Here is a 22,123-nt window from a genome sequence, read left to right on the forward strand (position 1 = left end):
CCTCGCCAATCCGCGCCGTATATCCATCAAGATGGGCCACTTGCGTGGCTGGCTTATGTTCCAGCCGGCGAGCGAACCAACGTGACCTGTCTCAGCCTGCAGCCTCGTGGCGCACGCGCGCAAGGCTGACGATTGTGGCGAAGCCGGCGAAGGCCGCGGCCAGCACCAGCGCAACCTCCGGCGCGGCGGAAAGCGGGGCGCCCTCGAAGATGGCGGCCATCGCAACGGCGCCGAGGGTCTGGCCGGTCAGCCGTGCCGTGCCCTGCATGGCGCCGGCAGCGCCGCTGCGCGCCTTGGGAGCCGACAGGAGCAGGATGCGGTTGTTCGGGGTTTGGAAAAGCCCGAAGCCGAGGCCGGCAATCACCGTGCCGGCGAGGAAGGTCGCTCCGTGCGGCCCGGCTGGCAACAGGCCGACACTGGCAAGTCCGATAGCCAGCAGGGTGCTCCCCGCGGTGCAGAGCCAGGCCGTCTTGATGCGGTTGGCGAGCCAGCCGGACATCGGCGCGATCAGCGCAACCGCCGCGGGCCAGGGCATCATGTAAAGGCCCGTCTGGGTCGCCATCATGCCGAGCCTTTGCTGGAGATAGAAGGGCAAGGCGAGCAGCCCCAGCATCTGGCCGGTAAAGCAGCAGACCGATGCGATGACGGAGAAGCGGAAGGCCGCTGCGGCGAAAAGATCGGTCGGCAGGAGCGGCGCCGCGCTCTGGCGCTCGATCCGCAGCAGAACGACCAAGCAGGCCATTGACGCAGCGATCAGGAGGCTGCCCGTCACCGGCGATTGCGCGACGCGGTCGGCACCAAGGAAAAACAGGACGAACATCAGGCTGTTGGCTGCTATCGCCCTGCTATCGAGCCGGCGCGCCACGCCCGCCGCCCGGACCAGAACGGCACCGGATGCCAGCACGACGATGCCGAGCGGCACGTTGACGGCGAAGAGCCAAGGCCAGTTCGCCACCGCGAGGATAGCGCCCGCAATACCCGGTCCTGCGGCCGAGGCGATCGCGATCGTCATCGCATTGACCCCGATGATCGTGCCGAGGAGGCGCTGCGGGACGCAGAGCCGCAAATTCGTCACGCCCAGAGCCATCACCGCGCCGCCGCCGAGACCTTGCACGAACCGCGCCGCCACCAGCATGGGCAGGGTGCCTGAGAAGGCGCAGGCCGCCGACGCCAGCGTGAAGAGCGCAACGCCTGCGAGGAAGACCCGCCGAGGCCCGACCATCTCGCCGATGGCGCCACAGGGCAGCAACGCGACCAGGACCGCGAACTGGTAGCTCGAAACGACCCAAACCGCATCGCCCGGGCTGGCGTGCAGCGAAGCGGCGATCGAGGGCAGGGCGACATTGGCGATGGCGCCGTCGAGCACGACCAGCACCAAGGTCAGGAGGAGGACGGCTATCGCGAAATAGCGGCGTGGCGCCGGCAGACCGTCGGCATGGAGATCGAGAGCAGGTTGCGGCATGGGAGCTTTCCGAGTTGGTTCCATTCTGGTATGCCGCAGCCCGAGCTTGCACCAGACGCAACAAACTCAATTGACATTTGCGCAGAGCGCCATGCGTGACATCGATCTGAACCTGTTGAACGCCCTCGATGTCCTGCTTCAGGAACGCAGCGTGACGCGGGCTGCGCTCAGGCTTGGGCTCAGCATCTCCGCGATGAGCCGCACCCTGTCACGGCTCAGGGAGGCGCTCGGCGACCCGATCTTGGCGCCGGCCGGCCGCGCGCTGGTGCTTACCCCCCATGCCGAGGTCATTGCCGAACAGGTCCACACGCTGCGCCTGGGCGCGCAGGCGGTGTTGCGGCCGCCGCTGCCGATCGACCCCCGAAGCATGGAGCGCGAGTTCACCATCCGCGCCAACGATGCCTTCACGCAGCTCTATGCGGCAAAGCTGAGCGCGGCGGTGTCCGCCCTGGCACCCGGCGTGCGGCTGCGCTTCGTGACGAAGCCCGACAAGGATATCGGGCCTCTGCGGGACGGGACGGTCGATCTCGAGATCGGGGTGATCTCCGAGAATGGCGGCGAGCTTCGTGTCCAGACCCTCTATCGCGATGCCTATGTCGGCATAGCCCGGGCCGGCCATCCGCTCCTCGATGCGCCGGTCACGCCTGAACGCCTGTGCGCCTGGGGCCATGTGGTGTTCGCGCGGCGGCGGGGCCGGTCCAGCCCGGCGGACGAGGCGCTGGCATTCCACGGGCTTTCCCGTCGGGTGGTCGTCATCGTTCCGGGCTTTCCGGCGGTGATCGCAGTGGTCTCGGCCTCAGATCTCCTGGGTCTCGTCCCGCGCTCGGCTTGCCTGGCCTTGGCGGGATATGACACGGCGCTGTTCGATCTGCCGATCCCGATGCCGGAGATCGTCGTGTCGCAGATCTGGCACCCGCGGATGGATGCCGATGCCGGCCATCGCTGGCTCCGTGCGCAGGTGTTCGAGGCGTTCCGCGATGGCCCATGACCGCCCGCGAAGTTGGCAACCGCGGCAAGATGATCTTATGCCCGACGATCAGCGTCCGCGCTTCTTGTAATTCTCTCAGGACGGCTAGCGCCACAACCAGACATTGGGCCAATGCCCGGAATCGGACTTTGCCGGCTCTGGTCCAAATTAGCGGCTCGCGACCCACGTCGCACACTGGCCGCCCAACGACACAGTTGTCGAGAATGGCCATGCCGACGCCGGGAATGTCGGGTTCCGGGCAATTAGGTCTGACAAACGGAGCTCACGATCGAGTTCGCGAGACCAAATGGAAGAGCAGGCCGTTCGGTCGCTCGCGAGACGCGGCGCCATCGCCTGTGCGACGAGGTAGCGAGAGCCCTGGAGACGCGGCAATATGCGACCCACAGAAGGTTGCCATGGCTCAGCACCGCTTCATGAGGTGTTGCTCAACTGCTCGGCTGCCCGTTTGACGAAGGTCGAGCCGGGAACGCCGAGCACCGCGTAGCCGAGCGCGCCTGTGAACCAGAAATAGGCGACGAGATCGCCGTCCTGCCGCGATGCCAGCGCCGCCTTGCGCGGGCTGGCGAGCGTCTTCACATAGAGCGCGACCTGTCCCCCGGCCGGCTCGTCATAGACGAACATGCCGCCCGGGCCCTCGTCGCTCGCGAGCAGCCGTCCGCCGCGAAACACCAGGCCGAGCCCAGACAGGTCGGGTATGACGACATCCTGCCTGAGGTGATGGGACATCATCCGCTTCAACGCGGCGGTCTGGGCTGCGGGGACTTCGACCGCGTCGCCGGCGCGCCCGGCGAAGGCACGGAACGCGACGACCGCATCGGTCATCTGGGGGCGTGCCGTCGGTGGTTCCGCGTTCTGCCGAGGGAGGGCCATACCCAGCACGGCACCAAGGGCGAAGATGCAGATGCCAGCGGCCAGCCGCCGGTGGAACGCGACGGTCCGCGCCGTGCGCCGCCGCCGCACCTCGCTCAGCCGCAAGGAGGCGGGAATCGGCTCGGGGCGACGAAGCTGCGCCGCTGCCCGCAGGGTCTCAGCATCCGCCCGGAATTGCTCGGCGCGGCTTCGCAACGCCGGCTCGGCTGCAAGGAAGGCCTCGACCTCCCGCTGGCGGGCCGGCGCGAGCCGTCCGTCGATGAAGGCCTGGATGTCGTCGTCGCCGATCGGGCGCGAGCCGGGCGTCATTTCAGCCTCCGCAGCCGGGTGACGTTGCCGCCCTCGAGCTCGGTCCGCAGGCGCTCGCGGGCGCGGCTCAGGCGCGACATCACGGTTCCGATCGGCACTTCGGTCACCTTGGCGACCTCCTCATAGGTCATGTCTTCCATCGCCACGAGCTCCAGCGCGATGCGCTGATCCTGCGGCAACCGTGCCAGCGCCGAGAGCGCATCGCCGAGATGCAGCCCCTGCGCCGGATCGCCGGACGGGTCGGGATGGTCCGCACCGTCCTCGTCGGTGAAGCGGGCGAGGTCGCGCTGGCGCCCGCGCCCCCTGGTGCGGTGGAAATTGAACAGGATCTGGAACAGCCAGGCCCTGACGCTCTCCGGTCTGCGCAGCTGCCGCCAGCGCGAGAGCGCCTGCAGCAGCGTGTCCTGCACCAGCTCGTCGGCATCGTCCGGGTTGCGCGCGAGCGAGCGTGCGAACCGTCGCAATGCCGGGATCTGGGCCTCGATCTCGAGGTCGGACACGCTGCCGAACATGTCACGGTCCCCGGTTGCCGCTCAGCGAGGGGTAGTCGTCGCCGCCGCGGCGCAAGGCCTCGAGGCGTCCGCGCATGCCCTGCATCTCCGTCTGCTGCCCGGCGAGGATGGCCTCGGCGATCTCGCGGACGATAGGGTCCCGCCCGTCGCGCAGCACCAGCCGCGCCATCTCGACCGCTCCCCAGTGATGGGGAACCATCATGGCGAGGAAATCGATATCGGGATCGCCTGAGGGCGGGTCGGCGTGCATGTCCCGCATCATCTTCTCCATGCCGACATGCATGTCGCTGAGATAGGCATCATAGCCCTTCGGCGCAGCGGCCGTCGCAGCCGCGGTTTTGTCAGGCGAAGGCGGCATCGTCCCGCCATGATGGGAATGATCGTGCACCGGCACGGCTCGCCCGGCGACTCGGGCCAACATGGCGTCCAGAGAAAATCTCATCTTCCCCTCCCGTCACGCCGTCTCGCTGCGCGCGCCCGGGCGCACATAGACCAGGTTGATCGACTTCTTGTTGCGCAGCTTGCCGGATGGCAGGTCGAGCGTGCCGAGTGGGATCTGCCTGATGAAGCGCGGCTGCAGGGGATCGCTGATATCGAACGCGCTGCAGACGGTCTGCCCGGCATGAGGCGCGCCGGGCAGCTCGTCGAGCTCATGGGCGACATAGAGCTTGGTGTTGGAGGGATCGGTCCAGATGCCGTGCGCCTCGCGGCCATGGCTGAAGAAGTGGCCGACGACGCGCCGCTTCCCGACCGGCGCCGAGCGGTCGATGATGGCGATCCGGCTGGAGGTCCGGCCCTCCGGCCCATCATCGTCGACCCGGGCGAAAGTGGCGTAGGCCACGCTGCCGCGCGCGTTCTTGACGAACTCGACATGGTTGGGCCGGGCCTTTTCGCCCAGCGGCACGTGGTCGAGCAGCCGGTGCTCGGCGCTAGCTTCATAGACCGAGAGGCAATCCGCCAGCTTCTGGGAAACCCAGAACTCGCGCCCGTCCGGTGTGATCTTGACGAAGGGCGCGAAGCCGAAGCGGTCCTGCGCGGTGGTGTCGATCGTCGTCTTGCGCTCGGTCGTCGAGAAGCCCTGCGCGTCGTATTTGACGTCGTAGACCTCGATCCGGGGCAGCTTCTGCGAGATCAGGAAGGCAGTCTCGCCGCCGGCCGAGAACCAGATCATCGCCGGGCCGGGCAGGACAGGCATGAACCGGCGGATCGCCGCGCCGCGCGGCAGTTCGCCGGAGGATTCGGCCTTGGCGCGCTGCACGTCGATCACGGCGATCTTGCTCTCGCCGCGCAGCGCGACCCAGACTTCCTTGCCGTTGCGGGTGAAGGTCGGCTCATGCGGCTCGCGCCCGACCAGGATGCCGGAGGTCAGGATATCCGGCGATGTCGTCGCGCCGGCTTGCGGGTTCGGCTGATTGCCGATGACCTTCAACTTGGCCGTGTCGACGAGATAGAGGTTGCTCGTGCCGCGGCCGGCCGTCGCGAACATGCTGGAATCCGGCGACGGCACGCAGCCATGGATCGAGATCGCACCGTGATAGAGCGGTTTCTGCACCATTTCGCCATGGGTCGGGGTGACGTTGCCCGTCACGAAGCGGAAGGGAGGGCGCGGATCCTCGTCGAAGCTGGTCAGATTGACCGTCGGCAGGAGCTCGTCCGTCACCGGATCGATCACGCTTAACGTGTTGGAATCTTCGTTGGTCAGGAAGACCCGGTCGCCTGCGCGTGGCCCCGTTTCCGCGGATTTGCCCTGCGCCCTGGCGATCGTCGGGCTCAACGCGACCGCCGCGGCTCCCTGAAGCACTGTGCGACGGCTCGGCGCGATCGGATTTCTGCTGGACATGCCCTGCTCCTCGTTGAGCAGGTGAGATGCGTCACGGCACCGATTATTCCGCCGCCGGTCGAGGCCTCACGCTTCCGTGACCACGACAGTCTAGTCCCCCACCCCAAATTCGAATCGTAAGCAGCCAACGATAGGCGTCTCGCCGCCGGAGGTTTGTGACACCCCAGACGTACATATCCACATACTCACCAGGCGGTAGCTAAGCGGGACGTATAGCCGGTTTGAAACCCACCTACGGTCTCTGCAGTCGCCGCGAGATTCTGCCTCTGGCCTTCTCACTGGTGTGAATCAGCGCGGGGTCCTGGCGCCGATTGGCATCTCAACCCTCTGGAATTGTTGGCCGGACCGGGGTCCCATCAGCAAGCCGATTAACAATCATGACCGCGCGAAAGGCCTCGACGTGAGAAAACCGCACTCCTTCGCGCTCCCTCAAAGCACTCGGCATCCGAATCTGCCCGTCCTTGGCGACATGGTCCCAAGCGCGCATGGCCGGCCGAGTGGAACCGCGCTCGCTGGGCAACGCCTCCTCGGGCTTAAGCGGGCAAGGCGGCTAGCGCTTACGAACCGGAAAGGCTTCGAGAGTCTTATCGACACCATAGGTCGCAGAGCGGACCTGTCGATGACTGCTCGCGGCGCGCCGTCCGTAGCTTCGCGCAGCACATCGACATCTCCGAGGCCTTGATCCACATCGCGATGGTCGCCTCTTGTGAGTCAGCCACCGAGCTCAATCTCAAACGGTCCCTGAGGCGGCCGACGCGCCTTGCCGTCAGGGAAAGGCGCCGGGGGGCAGCGGTGGCTCCGCATTGAGGAGCGTGATCGTCACCCGTCGGTTCGACGGGCTATAAACATTGTCGACGAAGAGCGGCTCGGTGTCGGCGTGTCCCACCACGGAAGCGAAGCGGTTGCTGGGCAGCCCGGCACCCGACAGAATCTCGCGCACGGCGATCGCTCGCCCGGCGGTGAGGGCCCAGGAATCACTGGCCTGCACCGAGCCCGGGCGCGCGGCGGCCGTGTGGCCGGCGACAGACAGTTGGTTGGGCAGCCGGCGCAGGGTGGGCGCGAGCGCCTCCAGCACGAGACGGGTGCGCTCGTAGGGCTGGACCGAGCCTTCGGGGAACATGGAGCGGCCGTACTCGTCCACGAGGGAAACGTTCAATCCCTCCTTGGTCGGCTCGATCACGATGTTGCGCGACAACTCGGAAATTTCGGGCATTTTCTGGAGCGCCTGCCGCAGGCTGGCTACGGCGCTGTAGTTGGCCTGCATGTCGGCGGCCGGGCGGCTGGCCTCACGGTCGCTGGCGCGGCCCGAGCTTGTCGGGCGCGCTTTGTCGTCCTGCCCGGAAGTCCCCCTCGCCGCGTCGCGGGGCACCGAGGGCCTGTTGCCTGACTTGTCCAGGGCACTACCCATCAGGACGCCACCAGAGCCGCTGGTCGTCGGACTCACAGATGCCGGCGCAAAGTATTCCGCCAAGCCGATCTTCTGCTCTTGCGTCGTCATGCTGATCAGCCACATCAGCAGAAAGAACGCCATCATGGCGGTTACGAAATCCGCATAGGCGATCTTCCAGGCCCCACCGTGGTGCGCATGAGAGGCCTTCTTGACCTTCTTGACGATAATCGTCGGCTGGGCGGGCTTAGTCATCGAGTCTCTGCCGGAGATTGGATCAGATCTAGGCGGGAAGGTCGGCGGTTGCCGCTTCCACTTCGTTGAACGTTGGGCGGACGTCGCTCATCAGGGCCTTGCGGGCAAATTCTACGGCCATCACCGGCGGCTGGCCGCCGATATGGGCGAGGAGACCCGCCTTGAGTGAAAGAAAGTATTTGGATTCCGCCTCGAACGTGCCCTTGAGCGACTGCGCCATGGGCCCGAAGAAGCCGTAGGCGACGAAGACACCGAAGAAAGTACCTACGAGCGCGCCGCCGATCAGATGTCCCAGCACCTCCGGCGGCTCGGTGATCGCCCCCATCGTCTTGATCACGCCGAGCACGGCGGCGACGATGCCGAGCGCCGGTGTACCGTCGGCGAGCGATTGCATTGCCGCAACCATACGCTCCTGCTCCTGATGGTGCGTCTCAAGTTCCTCGTCCATGAGAGCGTCCATCTCGTGGACATTGTTGGCGCCCATTGTCAGCATTCGCATGTAGTCGCAGACGAACTCGACCGCATGATGGTTCGCTGCAAAAGTCGGGAAGGCATTGAACAGCGTCGAATCACTCGGATTTTCGATGTGATCCTCGACCGCGAGCATGCCTTTCTGCTTTACAAATTTGTACAAGGAATACTGCATCCCGAGCAGTTCGACATAGCATTCCTGCTTGTACTTGGGACCCTTCATGAGCGTGCCGAGCATGGCGGGCACAGCCTTGAGCACCGGCGCAGGGTTGCCGATGACGAAGGCACCAATCGCTGCACCGAGGATGATGACAAACTCGAACGGCTGCCAAAGCACCTCGAGGTGGCCGCCCATCGCCGCATAGCTGCCGAAGACGCAGACGAAGACGATAATTGCACCGACGATCAGCCGCATGGTCTGCCACCCTCGCGCCGCAGCAGGTACAGCCCGCGCGAAGCCACTAATTAGCCCAACGAACTGACCGATTAAGGTTAAGGGCGAGTTTATGACCAGTGGCCAGCAGGTTTGTAAGCGTCGTCCTTCGGCCACGGGTTTCAAGCTTGGGGTGGTAGGGAAAGTCCGGAAAGAAATCGGGGAGCAACGAGTCTCCACCGATGCCAGCTATCGGCGTCCAATGGAAACCGTTTCCGGGGATCATCTACACTGGGCCGCATTGTTGTGGTGCGGCGAGGCTGAAGACGACGCGGGTGGGCGATCAGGAGCGCCCGGATTTTGAGCATTGAGATCGAGCCGGCAGGTCTCGGCGAACGTCAGCAATCGACTCAAGCCGGTCATTCTCAGAGCGGCGGATGTTGGAGGCCGCTGTGCGCCAACAGCCAAAGTTGGCTCGCTGTCCGGGAGCGGACATTCAAGAAGGCAACCGATCCGCGGCCGCGCGGCGGCTATTGGCTTGCCCGCACAGACTGAGATGGCTCGTCCGGCAGCATTGCGAGATCGAGCCGTGCAAGGCGTTCTGGATCCGCCAGCGCTCGTATCTCGACGATCTTTCCATGCTTGAATGAGAGATGAAAAACGGCACGCGTCCGCTCGTCGGGCGCTATGATAAAACCAAAGCCTCCATCCACGCGCGCTGGCATCGCGGCCACTGCGCGACCTTTGAAGGCTTCCGCCACCGCATTGGCACCATGAATTTCAGGAACAGAACCGAGCCGTATGGTGTCCTTGTCGGCCCGGAAAACGACATCTGGATCGAGCACTGAGAGAAGCCCGTCGAAGTCGCCGCCCCGCGCCGCTTCGAGGAAGGCTTCAACCAGTTTCCGCTGCTTGGCTCGATCGGTATTTTCAAAGATGGGCGGACCTTGCACGCGGCGGCGCGCGCGGCTTGCGAGTTGGCGCGTTGCCTCGACGGAGCGGCCAACGACGGGAGCGATCCCCTCATAGGATACGGCAAAGACGTCGTGCAAAACGAACGCCAGCCGCTCAGCCGGAGCCAGTTTCTCGATCACGACGAACAGAGCAAGGCCGATCGAATCCGTTGCTGCGATTTGATCCTCTGGGCTTCGGGCTTCTTCGTGGGCGACGGCGGAGCTGAATTCGACCCTGTCGAACGGCTCTGCACGTCCATCGCGTGCAGGAGGAGACCTTCTATGTCCTCGATGGCGACTGCGAATGGCATGTCGGTGGCGAGATCGTTCGCGCGAGCCCGGGAACCTTCCTGTTCATTCCGCCGGGCGTGCCGCACAACATCACGAATGTGAGCGAGACTCCAGCGCGCGTGCTGATGACCGTTTCGCCGCCCGGGCACGAACACTATTTCGAGGAACTTGCGAAACTTGCCGCCCAGGGCGCCCCCGATCCGGCTGTGCTTGCCGATCTCCGGGACCGCTATGACACCGACCAGCTGTCGACGCTAACCTCTAGAGCGTAGGCTGAGTTTTACGCGCCCGGTCAGGCACGCGCCAAGAGCTGAACTTGGCGCGGTGCCCGAAACCAGACATTTCTCAGCAGTGGGTGTTCTCGGCTGGCAATAAGGTTCTCGGGCTGGCTAAACCAAAGCGGTTCCGGATATGGTGTCTTCAGATCAGGGCTGCGTCGAGCCGCTGGCAGGAAGCAGCGTAAGTTCCCGGAACGAAAGTATCCGGCCTTGTTCGGTGCCGCTCGAGTCGATCTGGACGCCCATCTCGACCTTCACCGAGACCTGCCTCCCCATAAGCCCCCGCGGCATCGCGGCTGCCTTGTTCCAAGGAGCGCAGGCAGGCGCGACACATAAGCCGTCGTGCTTCTTCCCGAAGTCGTCGACGACTGTGAGGTAGCAGTTGTCGCCGCAGACGAACTCGGCGATTCTCCCATTGAGTGTATCGGGGGCACTTGCCTGAGGCTGCGGCAGTGGTCTCGACGAAAACCGATCGGCGATCGCCGAAAGCCAGCGCGCCCCAAACTGCGTCTTGAAGTCGTCCGACGTCAGCACCGACCCGAGATATCGAAACTGGAGGTCGGAGAACTGGAAATAGTGTGAACCGACCGGGCCTTCCTCGTTGAACTGTCCCGAGAGGACGATCAACGAACTACCGAGGCGGTATTCGGCGGCCTTGAACTTGGGATCGACTAGCCCCCAGCCCGACACTGAGCCGGGAAGGAAGGCGACGCCCCCGGTCTGTAGGTCGACCACGGCAGCCGTCATGCAGGACGTCCCGCACCCCCATTCGGCGACGGCGAGGCGCCCGGCGAAGTTCGGCCCTCCATTCGCGGCGGTACGGAGCCGGGTGCGATAGGCGCGCTTGTCTGGCGTGTCGAGAACGGGGGCGGCACGCGCTCCGTTGAACGCGGCCGCGGCCGGATACTCGGCGAACGTTCCGGGTGGGGATCGAACGGGACGGGTGTCGGGGGCGGATGGGGGAGCGCTTTGTCCCGGAGGCGTGCTCGGCAGGGGTGGGGTCGATGGCGCAGGCGTGACCGGTGGCCGGGTCGATGCCGTCTCCGGCGCCTTTCCCGAGGAACCCGGGTCGAACTAAGCTTCATGCGCTCGGAAAGCTCCCAGCGCCGTGTGACATTATCGAACACACGCATCCCAGAGCAGCTCAGGCGGACCCGCCCCTCGTCCGTTGGTTCTTTCATCCAAGGCCCCTTCGAGATTTCGACCAAGGCTCAATGCGGACCCATTGCGTTCGAGAACTGGACCTCGACAGCTGACGTCACGGCGAGCCGTCCGACGCGGCAGAACAAAAACTGCGGAACGTGCGATAAAGCGCAACGCGTTAAAGCGCAACGCCCTAAACCGCGTCGCGGTAAATCGCTCGCTAGCCTTACCAGTGATGCATGGATATTCGTATGGTGATCGCGGCCAATGCGCGCGCGCTGCGGCTGGCGAAAGGGCTGACACAGGCACAAGTTGCGCAGCGGCTAGGTGTGGACCGTGCCCACGTCAGCGCTTTGGAGATGGGGCAGCGAAATCCCACCGCGGTCAGCCTCTGGGAAATTGCCCAAGCCCTCGAAGCGACCGTTAGTGATCTAGTTGCAGAACCGAAGGAACCTGCTCGCGAATAAAGCGGATACGGCACCGAGGCTGCCGCAGCTCAAGGAGGCCTTCCTTATTCAGGTGGCTAGCCGCACCTACTTTGCTTCCCCATCAGCGAGCACCAAACCATGAGCGTGGAATTGACCAGAGTCCTGAAAAATCCGGTATTTGAACTTAAAGTCCTGGATAAAAGAATTTTCGAATGGGGACTTCCCAGCTATCAGACAGATCAATCTGCAGGAATAGATCTTTTTGCATGCATCGAGACTCCCATAAAGATTGAACCCCAAGCGCCGGCTACCTTAATTCCTTCCGGCATCGCCGTGCAAATGAATGATCCTAATGTAGCTGCATTTCTTCTTGCAAGATCCGGCCTTGGTCATAAGAAAGGCCTCATTCTCGGGCAAAGCGTTGGCACGATTGACGCTGATTATACTAATCAGATATTTATCAGCGCTTGGCTTCGAACCATTCCAGGCAGTAACCCTTTAATTATTACCCCAGGCGACCGGATAGCGCAATTAGTATTCTTACCTATACTTCGACCAGATTTTAAAATTGTTGAAGAATTTTCGGCATCGACTAAAAGAGGCCATGGCGGCTTCGGTTCCACGGGGATTTAGGCAAAATGGCTTTTATCAGTTTGACAAGACAGCGCTGCAAGGTCCTCGCCGACGCGTTCTAATGATGCAGCGCTTGGAACACATCCTGGTAAACCGGTCCGCCAAGGCCGCTGTCTTCACCCAAACGAGTGTGGTGATGTCACCAAATCGGCTGCCCAGCCCTGAGTTCACCCTGCACCGCGTCATGAACAGCGACTACCGGGGCGAGGTCTCGGTCGTGCTGATCCACCATGGCAGCGAGGATTTCACGGTCACGCGCGGCGATCGCATCGCCCAGCTCGTCATCGCTCCGGTCAGCCATGTCCGGCTTTCGGAAGTCGAGACGCTCGATGAGACCGCGCGCGGCGCCGGCGGCTACGGCTCGACGGGCGTCAGCGGCGGTGCCAATGCGGAGAGCCGGCCATGATCCTGCTCTCGCGCCGCAGCCTGCTCGCCATCGCCGCCGTGGTCGATATCGCCTTGCATGCAAGGCCGCAGCCGGTCGCGGCCAAGCTGCTCGCCGCGCGCCATGCCCTGCCGCCGCGCCATCTCGAAACCCTGCTGCAGACGCTGGTGCGCGTCGGCATCCTCAAGGGCGTGCGCGGCCCGCGCGGCGGCTACGAGCTTGCCCGCGAGCGGCGCAAGATCACGGCCGGCGACATTGCCCGCGCCGCGATGCAGGAAGCGATCGAGGAAGGGCTCGGGCCAGAGCCGCAATCGCGATTGGTCGACGAGGTCATCGGGCCCGAGGTCGCGCAGGCGTCGGCTGCGTTCCTCGCCGCGCTCGACACGGTCACGGTCGAGGAACTGTGCCAGCGCGCGCAGGCGAAAGCCGTCTTCGGCGAGCCCGGCAAGAAATCTGATTTCACAATTTAGACGTGTTATTTATTTCTTTAATCGACAATTTCTGTGAATTGATCTAGCGTTGGAGCTGAGCGTTCTCTCGTCCAGAGGAGTCATGTCATGGCCGAAGCACAGAAATCGACGAAGGCCCCCGGACGCGGACGCGTCTACAACTCGATCACCGACACGATCGGCGACACGCCGCTGGTCAGGCTCAATCGTTTGCCGGCCGAGCGCGGCGTCAAGGCGACGATCCTGGCCAAGCTCGAGTTCTTCAACCCGATCTCGAGCGTGAAGGACCGCATCGGCGTCAACATGATCGATGCGCTGGAGGCCTCCGGCGCGCTCAAGCCCGGCGGCACGCTGATCGAGCCGACCTCCGGCAATACCGGCATCGCGCTCGCCTTCGTCGCCGCGGCGCGCGGCTATCGCCTGATCCTGGTCATGCCGGAGACGATGTCGCTGGAACGGCGCAAGATGCTGCTCCTGCTCGGCGCCGAGCTCGTCCTGACGCCCGGCCCCGGCGGCATGCGCGGCGCCATCGCCAAGGCCGAGGAGCTCAGGAACGAGATCCCGGGCGCGATCATCCCGCAGCAGTTCGAGAACCCGCACAACCCCGAGATCCACCGCAAGACCACGGCCGAGGAGATCTGGAACGACACCGATGGCGGCGTCGACATCATCGTCTCCGGCGTCGGCACCGGGGGCACCATCACCGGCGTCGGCCAGGTGCTGAAGCCGCGCAAGCCCGGCCTCAGGATGGTCGCGGTCGAGCCGGAGGATTCTCCGGTGCTGTCGGGCGGCCAGGCCGGCCCGCACAAGATCCAGGGCCTCGGTGCCGGCTTCGTGCCGGGCATCCTCGACCAGGGGATCATCGACGAGGTCGTCACCGTCGGCAACCAGACCGCCTTCGAGACCGCCCGCGCGCTCGCCAAGAGCGAGGGCATCCCGGCCGGCATCTCGTCCGGCGCGGCGGTCGCGGCGGCGCTCGAAATCGGCGCCAAGCCGGAGAATGCCGGCAAGACCATCGTGGTGATCATCCCCTCCTTCGCCGAGCGCTACATTTCCAGCGCCCTGTTCGAGGGTCTGTGACCGCAACGACCATCCAGATCGTCCGGCTGGCGGACAGCCTGCCGGACGATTTCGAGGCCTTGCGCCAGGAAGCGAGCGCCGAAAGCTACCGTTTCATCGAAGGGCTGCGCGAGGAATGGCTCGCCGGCCAATACGGCAGCGCGGACGCGCGCTTCGTCACCTTCGCCGCCTTCCATGACGGCGAACTCGCCGGCATCGGCGCCTTGACGCCCGACCCTTACGATCCCGCGCCGGATCTGCTGCGCGTCCGGCATGTCTATGTCCGGCCGCTGCATCGCGGCGCCGGCATCGGGCGGATGCTGGCCGCCGCGCTGATACAGCAGGGGCTGGATCTGGCGCCGCGGCTCTCGCTACGAGCCGCCGATCCCCGCGCGACCACCTTCTGGGAAGCGAACGGCTTCCATCCGGACACGAGCGGAACGCGCCGCTCGCATCTGCTGACGCGCTGAGCGCGCCTCAGCGCACCAGAACCAGCCGGTTGTTCCAGGGATCGGTGACCGTCGGCACGCCGTCGGGCTCACTGCCTCCCGCGGCCATGATGCGCTGGCGCATCGCGGCGAAATCCGCCTCATCACGCGCGACCAGTTCGAAACGGTCGAGCCCTGCCTCGCCCGGCTGACGCGGGCCGGCGCCGCGGCTGCCCCAGATATTGCCGGCGATATGATGGTGATAGCCGCCGCTGGCGAGGAAGCTCGCGCCGGGATAATGCACCATCAGGTCGAAGCCGAGCAGGTCGCGATAGAAGGCTTCCGCCGCCGCCGTGTCGCCGACGCGCAGATGGATATGGCCCATCCCCGTGCCTTCTGGCATGCCGGCATAAGCCGCGGCGTCGGCTTCGCCGAGCAGCTTGTCGAGATCGAGCCGCTCGGTCGCCATGGCGATGCCGCCATCGGGCTTGCGCGGCCATTCCTCACGCTTGCGGTCGCGGTAAATCTCGATGCCGTTGCCCTCGGGATCGGAGAGATAGAGCGCCTCGCTGACGAGATGGTCGGAGGCGCCTTCGAGTTGAATGCGCGTCACGGCGGCATGCTTCAGCCAGTTGGCGAGATCGCGACGCGATGGCAGCAGGATGGCGAGATGGAACAGGCCGGCGGCCGAGGTCGGCCGGGCCGCGCCCGCCACCAGTCTCACGAGCACCTGCCCGCAGACGCCGAGTTCGGCGCTCGTCGCATCCTGGCGGATCAGGCCGAGGCCGATCGCGTCGCGATAATAGGCTGTGAGAGCCGGGAGGTCGTGCACCCGCAGCGTCACCGCACCGATGAAGACCGGCGCCTTGTGCGCTTCGAGAGTGGCGGCGGCCGGGGCCGTCCGTTCGGCAGTTGCGACCATGGGACATCCTTTCGCGGCGGCCATTCAAGCTGTCGCCCTATAAAATGGTGCTTCCGCCCGATCTTGTCGCCCATCCGGCCGGCAAGGCCGCGATTGCAAGGCTGCAATGAGCTTCGTGCTCAGCCGGGACGCGGCCGATCGATGGCGAAATGGCGGAACCAGCCTTCCTCGCGTCCCTCGACCAGCGCCCCGATCAATCGTGAGGCCAGGAAACTGAAGGTGATGCCGTTGCCGCCATAGCCATAGGCCGCGAGCAGGCGCGGCTGGCCGGGCACGCGCCCGATCAACGGCAAACCATCCTCGGTCTGGCCGAAGGCTCCCGACCAGGCATAGCCAAGGTCGAGGCAGGCCTGCGGGATCAGGGCGTGCAGCCGCGCCTGGAGCGCCTTCACCTTTTCCGGGCCGAGAGCTTCGCGCCGCTCGGGATCGTCGAAATCCTCGTCCTCGCCGCCGAAGACGATGCGGCCATCCGTGGTCGTGCGGCAGTAGCAATAATCCTCCGATGCCTCCCAGACGAGCGCCGGGCCGGGCCAGAGCGCCTGCGGCGCTTGCGGAACCGTCGCGATCGCCCAGCTCGACGCGACGCGGTGCAGGTCGTCGCTGACGATATCGGGCATGACATAGCCGGTGGCGAGCACGATCCGGCCGGCCTCGACGACCCGCCCGCTGGCGAAGGTGACGGCCGCCGAGCGGCCGGCACCGTCGAAGCCCACCGCCTCGTCGCGGATCAGCCTCGCTCCCCGCTGCACCGCTGTCGCGATGAGCCCATGGCAGAGGCTGAGCGGATCGGCCTCGGCCGAGCCCGGCGAGACGATGGCGGCCCCCCGGTCGAAGCCGAAGGCCGCGCGCAACGCCGCGTGCTCGACGAAGCTGCCCGGAAGGCCGGCGCGCTCGCGTGCCGTCATCTCTTCCAGCAATTCGCGCGAACCACTCTCGCCCGCTGCGAGGTAGACGGTCTGGCGGGGCGCGAAGCCACAGGGCAGCGCAAGTTCGCCGACCAGATCGCGCAAGCCCTCGACGGCCTGGAAACTCAGGCGATAGACCTCGGCGGCGGCAGCAAAGCCGTAAAGCGCCGCAAGTTCGGACAATCTGAGATCGATCTCCCATTGCAGCATCGCGGTCGATGCCGCCGTGCTGCCGAAGCCTTCGCGCTCGCGATCGATCAGGACGACATCGCAGCCCATCGCCGTGAGGTGCTCGGCGGCCAGCGCGCCCGTGATGCCGCTGCCGACGATCGCGACATCGCACCGCGTATCCGCTTCAAGCTCTCGTCCCGTGGGGCGTTGCAGAAGCGGGCGCCACGGCCCCTTGCCGGTGCGCAGATCGTCCTGGCGCGTGGTCTGGGGATCGAGCATCACTCCGCCCTTGCCGGGCCGACGCGGTCGGCCATCGTGGCGCCGCGCTGGCCGAGCGGCTTCGGCCGCCCCGTGGTGGTATCATGCTCCGTCTGGTGTTCGAGCTCGGCATTGAGCTCGGCCCCCGCCAGCACGATCGTCGCCGAGAGCCAGAGCCAGGTCATGAACACGACGACGGTCGCAAGCGAGCCATAGGCCGCCGTGTAGTTGCCGAGCGTCGAGACATACCAGGAGAACAGGTAGGAGGCCGCGCCCCAGAGCAGGGCCGCGGCGATCGCGCCGGGCATGACCCAGATGAAACGCATGCGCTCGCGGCTCGGGCCGATCCAGTAGAGAACCGCGATCGAGAGCGTCGCCATCACGAAGAAGGACGGCCAGCGGACGAGGCGGATCAGCCGTTCGAGCTCGGAATGGAAGGGGAAGAGCGCGGTCACCACCGGCAGGCTGGCGATGGCGATCAGCGCGGCCGTCAGCAGCACGACGCCGCTGACCGTGGTGAACAGCGAGATCGCGTTGAGCTTGAGGAAGCTGCGCTTCTCGGCCTCGCGATAGATGATGTTCAACGCATCGAAGAGCGCCTTCACCGCGGCGTTGGCCGACCAGGTCGCGACGCCCAGGCTGACATAGAAGGTCAGCGACAGACCGACGCCGGACTGGGTCGAGAGCCGCATCGCCTGCTCGTGGATGAGCTCGCGCGCGGCTTGCGGAAACATCGTCGTGACCGTGTCGAGCTGCTCGGCGATGGTCGCGGGGTCGGTGAAATAGCGGTAGATCGTGACCAGCAGCGACAGGGCCGGCACGAGCGAAAGCAGGGTGAAGAAGGCGACCGCGCCGGCAAGCGACGAGAGGCGGTTCTCGGCGACATTGCCGATGAAGCGCAGGAGCACGTCCTTCCAGCCGAGCCAGGTCATCTGCAGCGGCGTCTTCGCCAGCCGGCCGCGCACCGCTTCCGCCCGACGGCGCCCGAGCTTGTCGGCCAGCACGCCCGACAGATAGCCGAGCGCGACCCCGATCCCGGCCGCGCCCGTGATCCGTTTGAGGAAAGCCATGTCGGGATTCACGCTCCGCCAGTGTTGCCATCGCAGCTTGAGGGCAACCGGCCGCGTCCGCAATCGTTCCGGCAACAGGCCGGTCAAGGGGCGGCTTAGCCGATTGTTAACCTTAATGCTTCGTTATGACGGGGCGCGGCCGCGAGCGGCCGACGCTGTTTCCATCCAGCGGAAAGCCCGATGACGAAGCTCTTCAGAACCGGCCTGACGGCCCTCGCGATCCTGCTGTCGGGCGCGGCCGGAGCGGCCGACCTGAGCAAGGTCGCGCTGCCGCCGGCCCCGGACCTGCCGGCGCTCTATTCCTGGACCGGTTTCTATGCCGGTCTCCAGGGTGGCTATGCCTGGGGCGACAGCCGCGTGCGGATGAGTGCACCCGGAGGGGCCTTCGCACCCGTCAGCTTCCGCGTCGGCGCGGATTCGGCTTTCGGCGGCGCCCATGCCGGCTTCAACTACCAGCTCGGCGGCATCGTGCTGGGCATCGAGGGCGATGTCGAAGCGCTGAACAGCCGCAGCCGGTTCGACGGGATCGGCCTCTCCGCCCGCGTCAGCCAGGACTGGCAGGGCTCGGCCCGCGCCCGTCTCGGCCTCGCGTTCGACCGCTGGATGGTCTACGGCACCGGCGGCGTCTCCTTCACCGAATACGAGCGGCGCATCTTCGCGCCCGGCGCAGGCTTCGGCGAACGGCTGACCAGCGCCCGCACCGGCTGGAATGTCGGCGCCGGCGTCAATTTCGCCTTCACCGACCATCTGATCCTCGGTGCCGAATACCGCTACACCGATTTCGGGCGGAACCGCTTCGCCAGCTCCGGCGCCTTTGCCGGCCTGACCGGCTCGCAGGAGCTGTCGAGCCACAGCGCCCGCGCCAGCGTCGCCTACAAGTTCTGAGAAACCCCTTCCCGTCATTGCGAGGAGCGAAGCGACGAAGCAATCCAGGGGGATTGGGTGAGACGTTCAACCCAGCCCCCTGGATTGCTTCGCTGCGCTCGCAATGACGGAGAGGGCCGCGAAGGTCTCAGAACACCGTGCGCTGGCGGATAGCGGCGGCCAGCGTGCCGTCGTCGAGATAGTCGAGCTCGCCACCGACCGGCACGCCATGGGCGAGCCTCGTCACCTTCACCGGCAGATGCGCCAGGAGATCGGTGATGAAATGCGCCGTGGTCTGGCCGTCGACCGTGGCGCTGAGCGCGAGGATGACCTCCTTCACCAACGGATCGGACGCACGCGCCACCAGTGCGTCGAGCGAAAGATGCTCGGGCCGGACGCCGTCGAGCGCCGAGAGCACGCCACCGAGCACATGATAGCGGCCGGACACCGCACCCGAGCGCTCCAGCGCCCAGAGATCGGAGATATCGGCGACGACGACGATGAGACCGTCGTCGCGGCGCGGATCGGTGCAGAGGCCGCAGGGGTCGCTGGTATCGACATTGCCGCAGCGGGCGCAGACGACGATGCGCTCGCGCGCGACCGCCATCGCCTCGGAAAGCGGGCCGAGCAATTGCTCGCGCTTCTTGACCAGATGCAGCGCCGCGCGCCTTGCCGAGCGCGGCCCGAGCCCCGGCAGCTTGGCCAGGAGCTGGATCAGCCTTTCGATCTCGGGACCGGCAATGGCCCGGGGCATGGCGCTACCTTGTCATTCCGGGGCGGCCGCAGGCCGAACCCGGAACCCACGACCGGGTGAGCCCGGCAAACAGCGTCGCCAAAACCGGCGCAGCCCCGTCGTGGGTTCCGGGTTCTTCGCACTGCGAAGCCCCGGAATGACAGCCGTTGGTCCGCAATATGCTCAAAACAGCTTCATGCCGGGCGGGATCGGCAGGCCCTTGGTGACCTCGGCCATGCGCTCGTGCATGACGCGCTCGCCGCGGCTGCGGGCATCGTTGGCAGCGGCGACGATCAGGTCCTCGAGAATCTCGCGCTCGTCCGGCACCATCAGGCTCGGATCGATCTTGACGCCCTTGAGCGCACCCTTGGCCGTCATCGTCACCGTGACCATGCCGCCGCCGGCCCCGCCCTCGACCTCGATATTGTCGAGCTCGGCCTGCATGTCGGCCATCTTCTGCTGCATCTGCTGCGCCTGCTTCATCAGGCCCATCATGTCGCGCATCGGAAATCCTCCTCGGAATCGTCAGAAATCGATGCCGTCGAAATCCGGTTCGGAATCGTCGAACAGGGGCTCGGCATCGGGCAGGTATTCGTCTTCGGTCGGCGCCGCTGCCGCCATTTCGGCCGCAGCGAGCGCGCGCGGATCGCGGACATCGACGATGCGCGCGCCGGGGAAGCGCTCCAGCACCGCCTTGACCGACGGGTGAGCCGCCGCGTCGTTCTCGCGCTGGTCCTTCGCCGCCGCCGCCTGCTCGCGCATGGTGGCGCCGCCCTCGTCATTGACGACAGCGACCATCCAGGTCTGGCCGGTCCATTCCTTGAGGCGGCGGGAGAGGTCCTGCGCGAGGGTGCGCGAGGCGCCGTCGGCGAGCGAGAATTCGATGCGGCCGGGCTCGAAACGCACGGGCCGGATATCGCGCTCCAGCGCGATCTTGAGGGTGATATCGCGGTGCTGCGAGGCGAGCGCGACGACATCCTCCAGCGTGGCGACGATCGCCATGGGCGCGGCGGCAGTCCGCGCGACCGGCGTGGGGGCGGGATTGGCGCTGGCGAGGATCGGGCGAGCCGCAAGCGCGGTATTGCCGCCACCGGAAGGCGGGCGCGGCATGCCCATACCATTGCCGCCGCCATTGCCGGCAGGGACGGAGCCCATGCCGTCGCGCAGCATCTTCAGCGCTTCGTCCGGCGTCGGCAGATCGGCAGCGTGCGCAAGGCGAACGAGGACCATCTCGGCGGCCATCACCGGCCTGTCGGCCTGCTTCACCTCGGCAATGCCCTTCAGCAGCATCTGCCAGGCGCGGGCGAGGATGCGGACCGAGAGGCGCTGGGCGAAATCGCCGCCGCGCACGCGCTCGGCCTGGGCGAGGCTGTTGTCCTTGACCGCCTCGGGCACGAGCTTGAGGCGCGTCACCAGATGGGTGAATTCGGCGAGGTCGTTCAGCACCACGACCGGATCGGCGCCGGCATCGTATTGCGCGCGCAATTCGCCGAGCGCCGCAGCGATGTCGCCCTTCATCACCGCTTCGAAGAGATCGATGACGCGGGCCCTGTCGGCGAGGCCGAGCATCGAGCGGATATCGTCGAGTGTGATCCGGCCGGCCGCATGCGCGATGGCCTGGTCGAGGATCGAGAGCGAGTCACGGACCGAGCCCTCGGCAGCGCGGGCTATCGCCGCGAGCGCCTCCTGCTCGGCATCGACGCTTTCGGCCCGGCAGATATTGGCGAGATGGTCGACCAGCATGTCGGATTCGACGCGGCGCAGGTCGAAGCGCTGGCAGCGCGACAGCACCGTGATCGGCACCTTGCGGATTTCCGTCGTCGCGAAGATGAACTTCGCATGCGGCGGCGGCTCCTCCAGCGTCTTCAGAAAGGCGTTGAAGGCGCCGGTCGAGAGCATGTGCACCTCGTCGACGATATAGACCTTGTAGCGCGCCGAGACCGGCGCATAGCGCACGGCGTCGTTGATCTGGCGGATATTGTCGACGCTGTTGTTGGAGGCCGCGTCGATCTCCATCACGTCGATATGGCGGCCCTCGATGATCTCGCGGCAATGGATGCCGAAATCGCGCAGGTCCGTGGTCGGGGCGCCCTGACCATCGGGCGTCTGGAAATTGAGGGCGCGCGCGAGGATGCGGGCGGTCGTGGTTTTGCCGACGCCGCGCACGCCGGTCAGCATCCAGGCCTGCGGGATGCGGCCGGCCGCGAAGGCATTGGTGAGCGTGCGCACCATCGCTTCCTGGCCGATCAGGTCGCCGAAATGCGCCGGCCGGTACTTGCGAGCAAGCACGCGATAGGGCGCGGGCGCCCCGCTGGCAGAAGCTTGCGGCACGGGCGCCGGATCGAACCCGGCGAATCCCGGTTCGTCAGCAGAGGCGGCGTCGATCTGGTCGGTCATGCGGACTGGTTTCGCCAATCGGGAGGCGAGGGTCAATGGCGCCGCGCCGGTCCCGCGCTTCGGTCCGGCGCTTTATCGGGCGCATGAGGTGGGAGGCTGGACGAAGACCCGTTCGGTCTCGTTAGGGCTGCTTCCTTCCGGACCTGACCCGGTTGGCGAGTGAGACGTCCCTCGCCAACCTCCCGCCCGCTATATCGGGGATGTCTCGGAGAATCGCAAGCCGGCATCGCAGAGACCGCGAAGCTTCGTCGCAGCCGGTATCGGACCTGCCAGTTTGGCGTTGACTTGG

General features: G+C 65.9%; 22 protein-coding genes, 1 other RNA gene and 2 pseudogenes. 9 read left to right on the forward strand and 16 right to left on the reverse strand.

The genetic code is table 11. The annotated features are described in order from the left end of the window. Positions 1 to 91 precede the first annotated feature (91 nt). The gene (locus tag ACWIEX_RS21940) at positions 92 to 1,462 is read right to left on the reverse strand and encodes an MFS transporter (RefSeq protein ID WP_454035068.1); all 1,371 of its coding nucleotides are present in this window, start codon (positions 1,460 to 1,462) and stop codon (positions 92 to 94) included. Positions 1,463 to 1,553: 91 nt separating this feature from the next. On the opposite strand from ACWIEX_RS21940, the gene ACWIEX_RS21945 reads away from it, so the two are divergent. After that, a complete protein-coding gene (locus ACWIEX_RS21945) occupies positions 1,554 to 2,450 on the forward strand; it encodes a LysR family transcriptional regulator (protein ID WP_454035266.1) in 897 nt (298 codons plus the stop codon). A 411-nt stretch (positions 2,451 to 2,861) separates the two neighbouring features. Here the strand turns inward: ACWIEX_RS21945 and ACWIEX_RS21950 are convergent, their stop codons facing one another. The 7 genes from ACWIEX_RS21950 to ACWIEX_RS21980 form a co-directional block, all read right to left on the reverse strand. Continuing rightward, complete coding sequence (locus tag ACWIEX_RS21950; protein ID WP_454035069.1) at positions 2,862 to 3,629, reverse strand: anti-sigma factor family protein; 768 nt, start codon at positions 3,627 to 3,629, stop codon at positions 2,862 to 2,864. Continuing rightward, positions 3,626 to 4,141 carry an RNA polymerase sigma factor gene (locus tag ACWIEX_RS21955; protein ID WP_454035070.1) on the reverse strand — a complete coding sequence of 172 codons (516 nt, stop codon included), beginning with the start codon at positions 4,139 to 4,141 and terminating at the stop codon, positions 3,626 to 3,628. The genes ACWIEX_RS21950 and ACWIEX_RS21955 overlap by 4 nt, the downstream gene beginning before the upstream one ends. 1 nt (position 4,142) lies before the next feature. Next, the gene (locus tag ACWIEX_RS21960) at positions 4,143 to 4,583 is read right to left on the reverse strand and encodes a DUF305 domain-containing protein (protein WP_454035071.1); all 441 of its coding nucleotides are present in this window, start codon (positions 4,581 to 4,583) and stop codon (positions 4,143 to 4,145) included. A gap of 12 nt (positions 4,584 to 4,595) precedes the next feature. Next, complete coding sequence (locus ACWIEX_RS21965; protein ID WP_454035072.1) at positions 4,596 to 5,981, reverse strand: YncE family protein; 1,386 nt, start codon at positions 5,979 to 5,981, stop codon at positions 4,596 to 4,598. Positions 5,982 to 6,747: 766 nt separating this feature from the next. Beyond that, positions 6,748 to 7,623, reverse strand: a complete 876-nt coding sequence (locus ACWIEX_RS21970; RefSeq protein WP_454035073.1) for a flagellar motor protein MotB — start codon at positions 7,621 to 7,623, stop codon at positions 6,748 to 6,750. A gap of 28 nt (positions 7,624 to 7,651) precedes the next feature. Beyond that, positions 7,652 to 8,509, reverse strand: a complete 858-nt coding sequence (gene motA / locus ACWIEX_RS21975) for a flagellar motor stator protein MotA (protein ID WP_454035074.1) — start codon at positions 8,507 to 8,509, stop codon at positions 7,652 to 7,654. 488 nt (positions 8,510 to 8,997) lie between these two features. Continuing rightward, complete coding sequence (locus ACWIEX_RS21980; protein WP_454035075.1) at positions 8,998 to 9,561, reverse strand: sigma factor-like helix-turn-helix DNA-binding protein; 564 nt, start codon at positions 9,559 to 9,561, stop codon at positions 8,998 to 9,000. A gap of 101 nt (positions 9,562 to 9,662) precedes the next feature. Here ACWIEX_RS21980 and ACWIEX_RS21985 point away from each other — a divergent pair. Further along, positions 9,663 to 9,983 (forward strand): annotated as a pseudogene (locus ACWIEX_RS21985) (cupin domain-containing protein); the annotation flags it as partial. Positions 9,984 to 10,136: 153 nt separating this feature from the next. Here ACWIEX_RS21985 and ACWIEX_RS21990 read toward each other — a convergent pair. After that, on the reverse strand, positions 10,137 to 10,736 hold the full coding sequence (locus ACWIEX_RS21990; protein WP_454035076.1) for a hypothetical protein: 600 nt from the start codon (positions 10,734 to 10,736) through the stop codon (positions 10,137 to 10,139). A 635-nt stretch (positions 10,737 to 11,371) separates the two neighbouring features. On the opposite strand from ACWIEX_RS21990, the gene ACWIEX_RS21995 reads away from it, so the two are divergent. The 6 genes and pseudogenes from ACWIEX_RS21995 to ACWIEX_RS22020 all read left to right on the forward strand — a co-directional run bounded on the left by ACWIEX_RS21995 (position 11,372) and on the right by ACWIEX_RS22020 (position 14,556). Beyond that, a complete protein-coding gene (locus ACWIEX_RS21995) occupies positions 11,372 to 11,599 on the forward strand; it encodes a helix-turn-helix domain-containing protein (protein WP_454035077.1) in 228 nt (75 codons plus the stop codon). Positions 11,600 to 11,698: 99 nt separating this feature from the next. Next, positions 11,699 to 12,193 carry a dUTP diphosphatase gene (gene dut / locus ACWIEX_RS22000; protein ID WP_454035078.1) on the forward strand — a complete coding sequence of 165 codons (495 nt, stop codon included), beginning with the start codon at positions 11,699 to 11,701 and terminating at the stop codon, positions 12,191 to 12,193. 184 nt (positions 12,194 to 12,377) lie between these two features. Further along, positions 12,378 to 12,599 (forward strand): annotated as a pseudogene (locus ACWIEX_RS22005) (dUTP diphosphatase); the annotation flags it as partial. Continuing rightward, positions 12,596 to 13,048 carry an RrF2 family transcriptional regulator gene (locus ACWIEX_RS22010; protein WP_454035079.1) on the forward strand — a complete coding sequence of 151 codons (453 nt, stop codon included), beginning with the start codon at positions 12,596 to 12,598 and terminating at the stop codon, positions 13,046 to 13,048. The pseudogene ACWIEX_RS22005 and the gene ACWIEX_RS22010, both read left to right, overlap by 4 nt. Positions 13,049 to 13,135: 87 nt before the next feature. Next, positions 13,136 to 14,107, forward strand: a complete 972-nt coding sequence (cysK, locus tag ACWIEX_RS22015) for a cysteine synthase A (protein WP_454035080.1) — start codon at positions 13,136 to 13,138, stop codon at positions 14,105 to 14,107. Beyond that, positions 14,104 to 14,556 (forward strand): GNAT family N-acetyltransferase, encoded by a 453-nt coding sequence (locus ACWIEX_RS22020; RefSeq protein WP_454035081.1) that lies wholly within the window; start codon positions 14,104 to 14,106, stop codon positions 14,554 to 14,556. Before cysK ends, ACWIEX_RS22020 begins: the two co-directional genes overlap by 4 nt. Positions 14,557 to 14,563: 7 nt before the next feature. On the opposite strand, the gene ACWIEX_RS22025 is transcribed toward ACWIEX_RS22020, so the two are convergent. The 3 genes from ACWIEX_RS22025 to ACWIEX_RS22035 form a co-directional block, all read right to left on the reverse strand. Beyond that, positions 14,564 to 15,436: a VOC family protein gene (locus tag ACWIEX_RS22025; protein ID WP_454035082.1), complete on the reverse strand. Its 873-nt coding sequence runs from the start codon at positions 15,434 to 15,436 to the stop codon at positions 14,564 to 14,566. 119 nt (positions 15,437 to 15,555) lie between these two features. Beyond that, on the reverse strand, positions 15,556 to 16,791 hold the full coding sequence (locus tag ACWIEX_RS22030) for an NAD(P)/FAD-dependent oxidoreductase (protein WP_454035083.1): 1,236 nt from the start codon (positions 16,789 to 16,791) through the stop codon (positions 15,556 to 15,558). After that, on the reverse strand, positions 16,791 to 17,840 hold the full coding sequence (locus tag ACWIEX_RS22035) for a YihY/virulence factor BrkB family protein (RefSeq protein WP_454035084.1): 1,050 nt from the start codon (positions 17,838 to 17,840) through the stop codon (positions 16,791 to 16,793). The genes ACWIEX_RS22030 and ACWIEX_RS22035 overlap by 1 nt, the downstream gene beginning before the upstream one ends. Before the next feature lie 180 nt (positions 17,841 to 18,020). Between ACWIEX_RS22035 and ACWIEX_RS22040 the strand changes: the two genes are divergently transcribed. After that, the gene (locus ACWIEX_RS22040) at positions 18,021 to 18,725 is read left to right on the forward strand and encodes an outer membrane protein (RefSeq protein ID WP_454035085.1); all 705 of its coding nucleotides are present in this window, start codon (positions 18,021 to 18,023) and stop codon (positions 18,723 to 18,725) included. A 127-nt stretch (positions 18,726 to 18,852) separates the two neighbouring features. On the opposite strand, the gene recR is transcribed toward ACWIEX_RS22040, so the two are convergent. The 4 genes from recR to ffs form a co-directional block, all read right to left on the reverse strand. After that, positions 18,853 to 19,458 (reverse strand): recombination mediator RecR, encoded by a 606-nt coding sequence (gene recR / locus ACWIEX_RS22045; protein WP_454035086.1) that lies wholly within the window; start codon positions 19,456 to 19,458, stop codon positions 18,853 to 18,855. Between the two features lie 162 nt (positions 19,459 to 19,620). After that, positions 19,621 to 19,941, reverse strand: coding sequence for a YbaB/EbfC family nucleoid-associated protein (locus ACWIEX_RS22050; protein WP_454035087.1), 321 nt, complete (start codon positions 19,939 to 19,941; stop codon positions 19,621 to 19,623). A 21-nt stretch (positions 19,942 to 19,962) separates the two neighbouring features. Then, positions 19,963 to 21,834 (reverse strand): DNA polymerase III subunit gamma/tau, encoded by a 1,872-nt coding sequence (locus ACWIEX_RS22055; protein WP_454035088.1) that lies wholly within the window; start codon positions 21,832 to 21,834, stop codon positions 19,963 to 19,965. Between the two features lie 87 nt (positions 21,835 to 21,921). Continuing rightward, an RNA gene (ffs, locus tag ACWIEX_RS22060) (signal recognition particle sRNA small type) lies at positions 21,922 to 22,018 on the reverse strand. Positions 22,019 to 22,123 lie beyond the last annotated feature (105 nt).

Source organism: Allobosea sp. NPDC055353 (genome assembly GCF_053644975.1).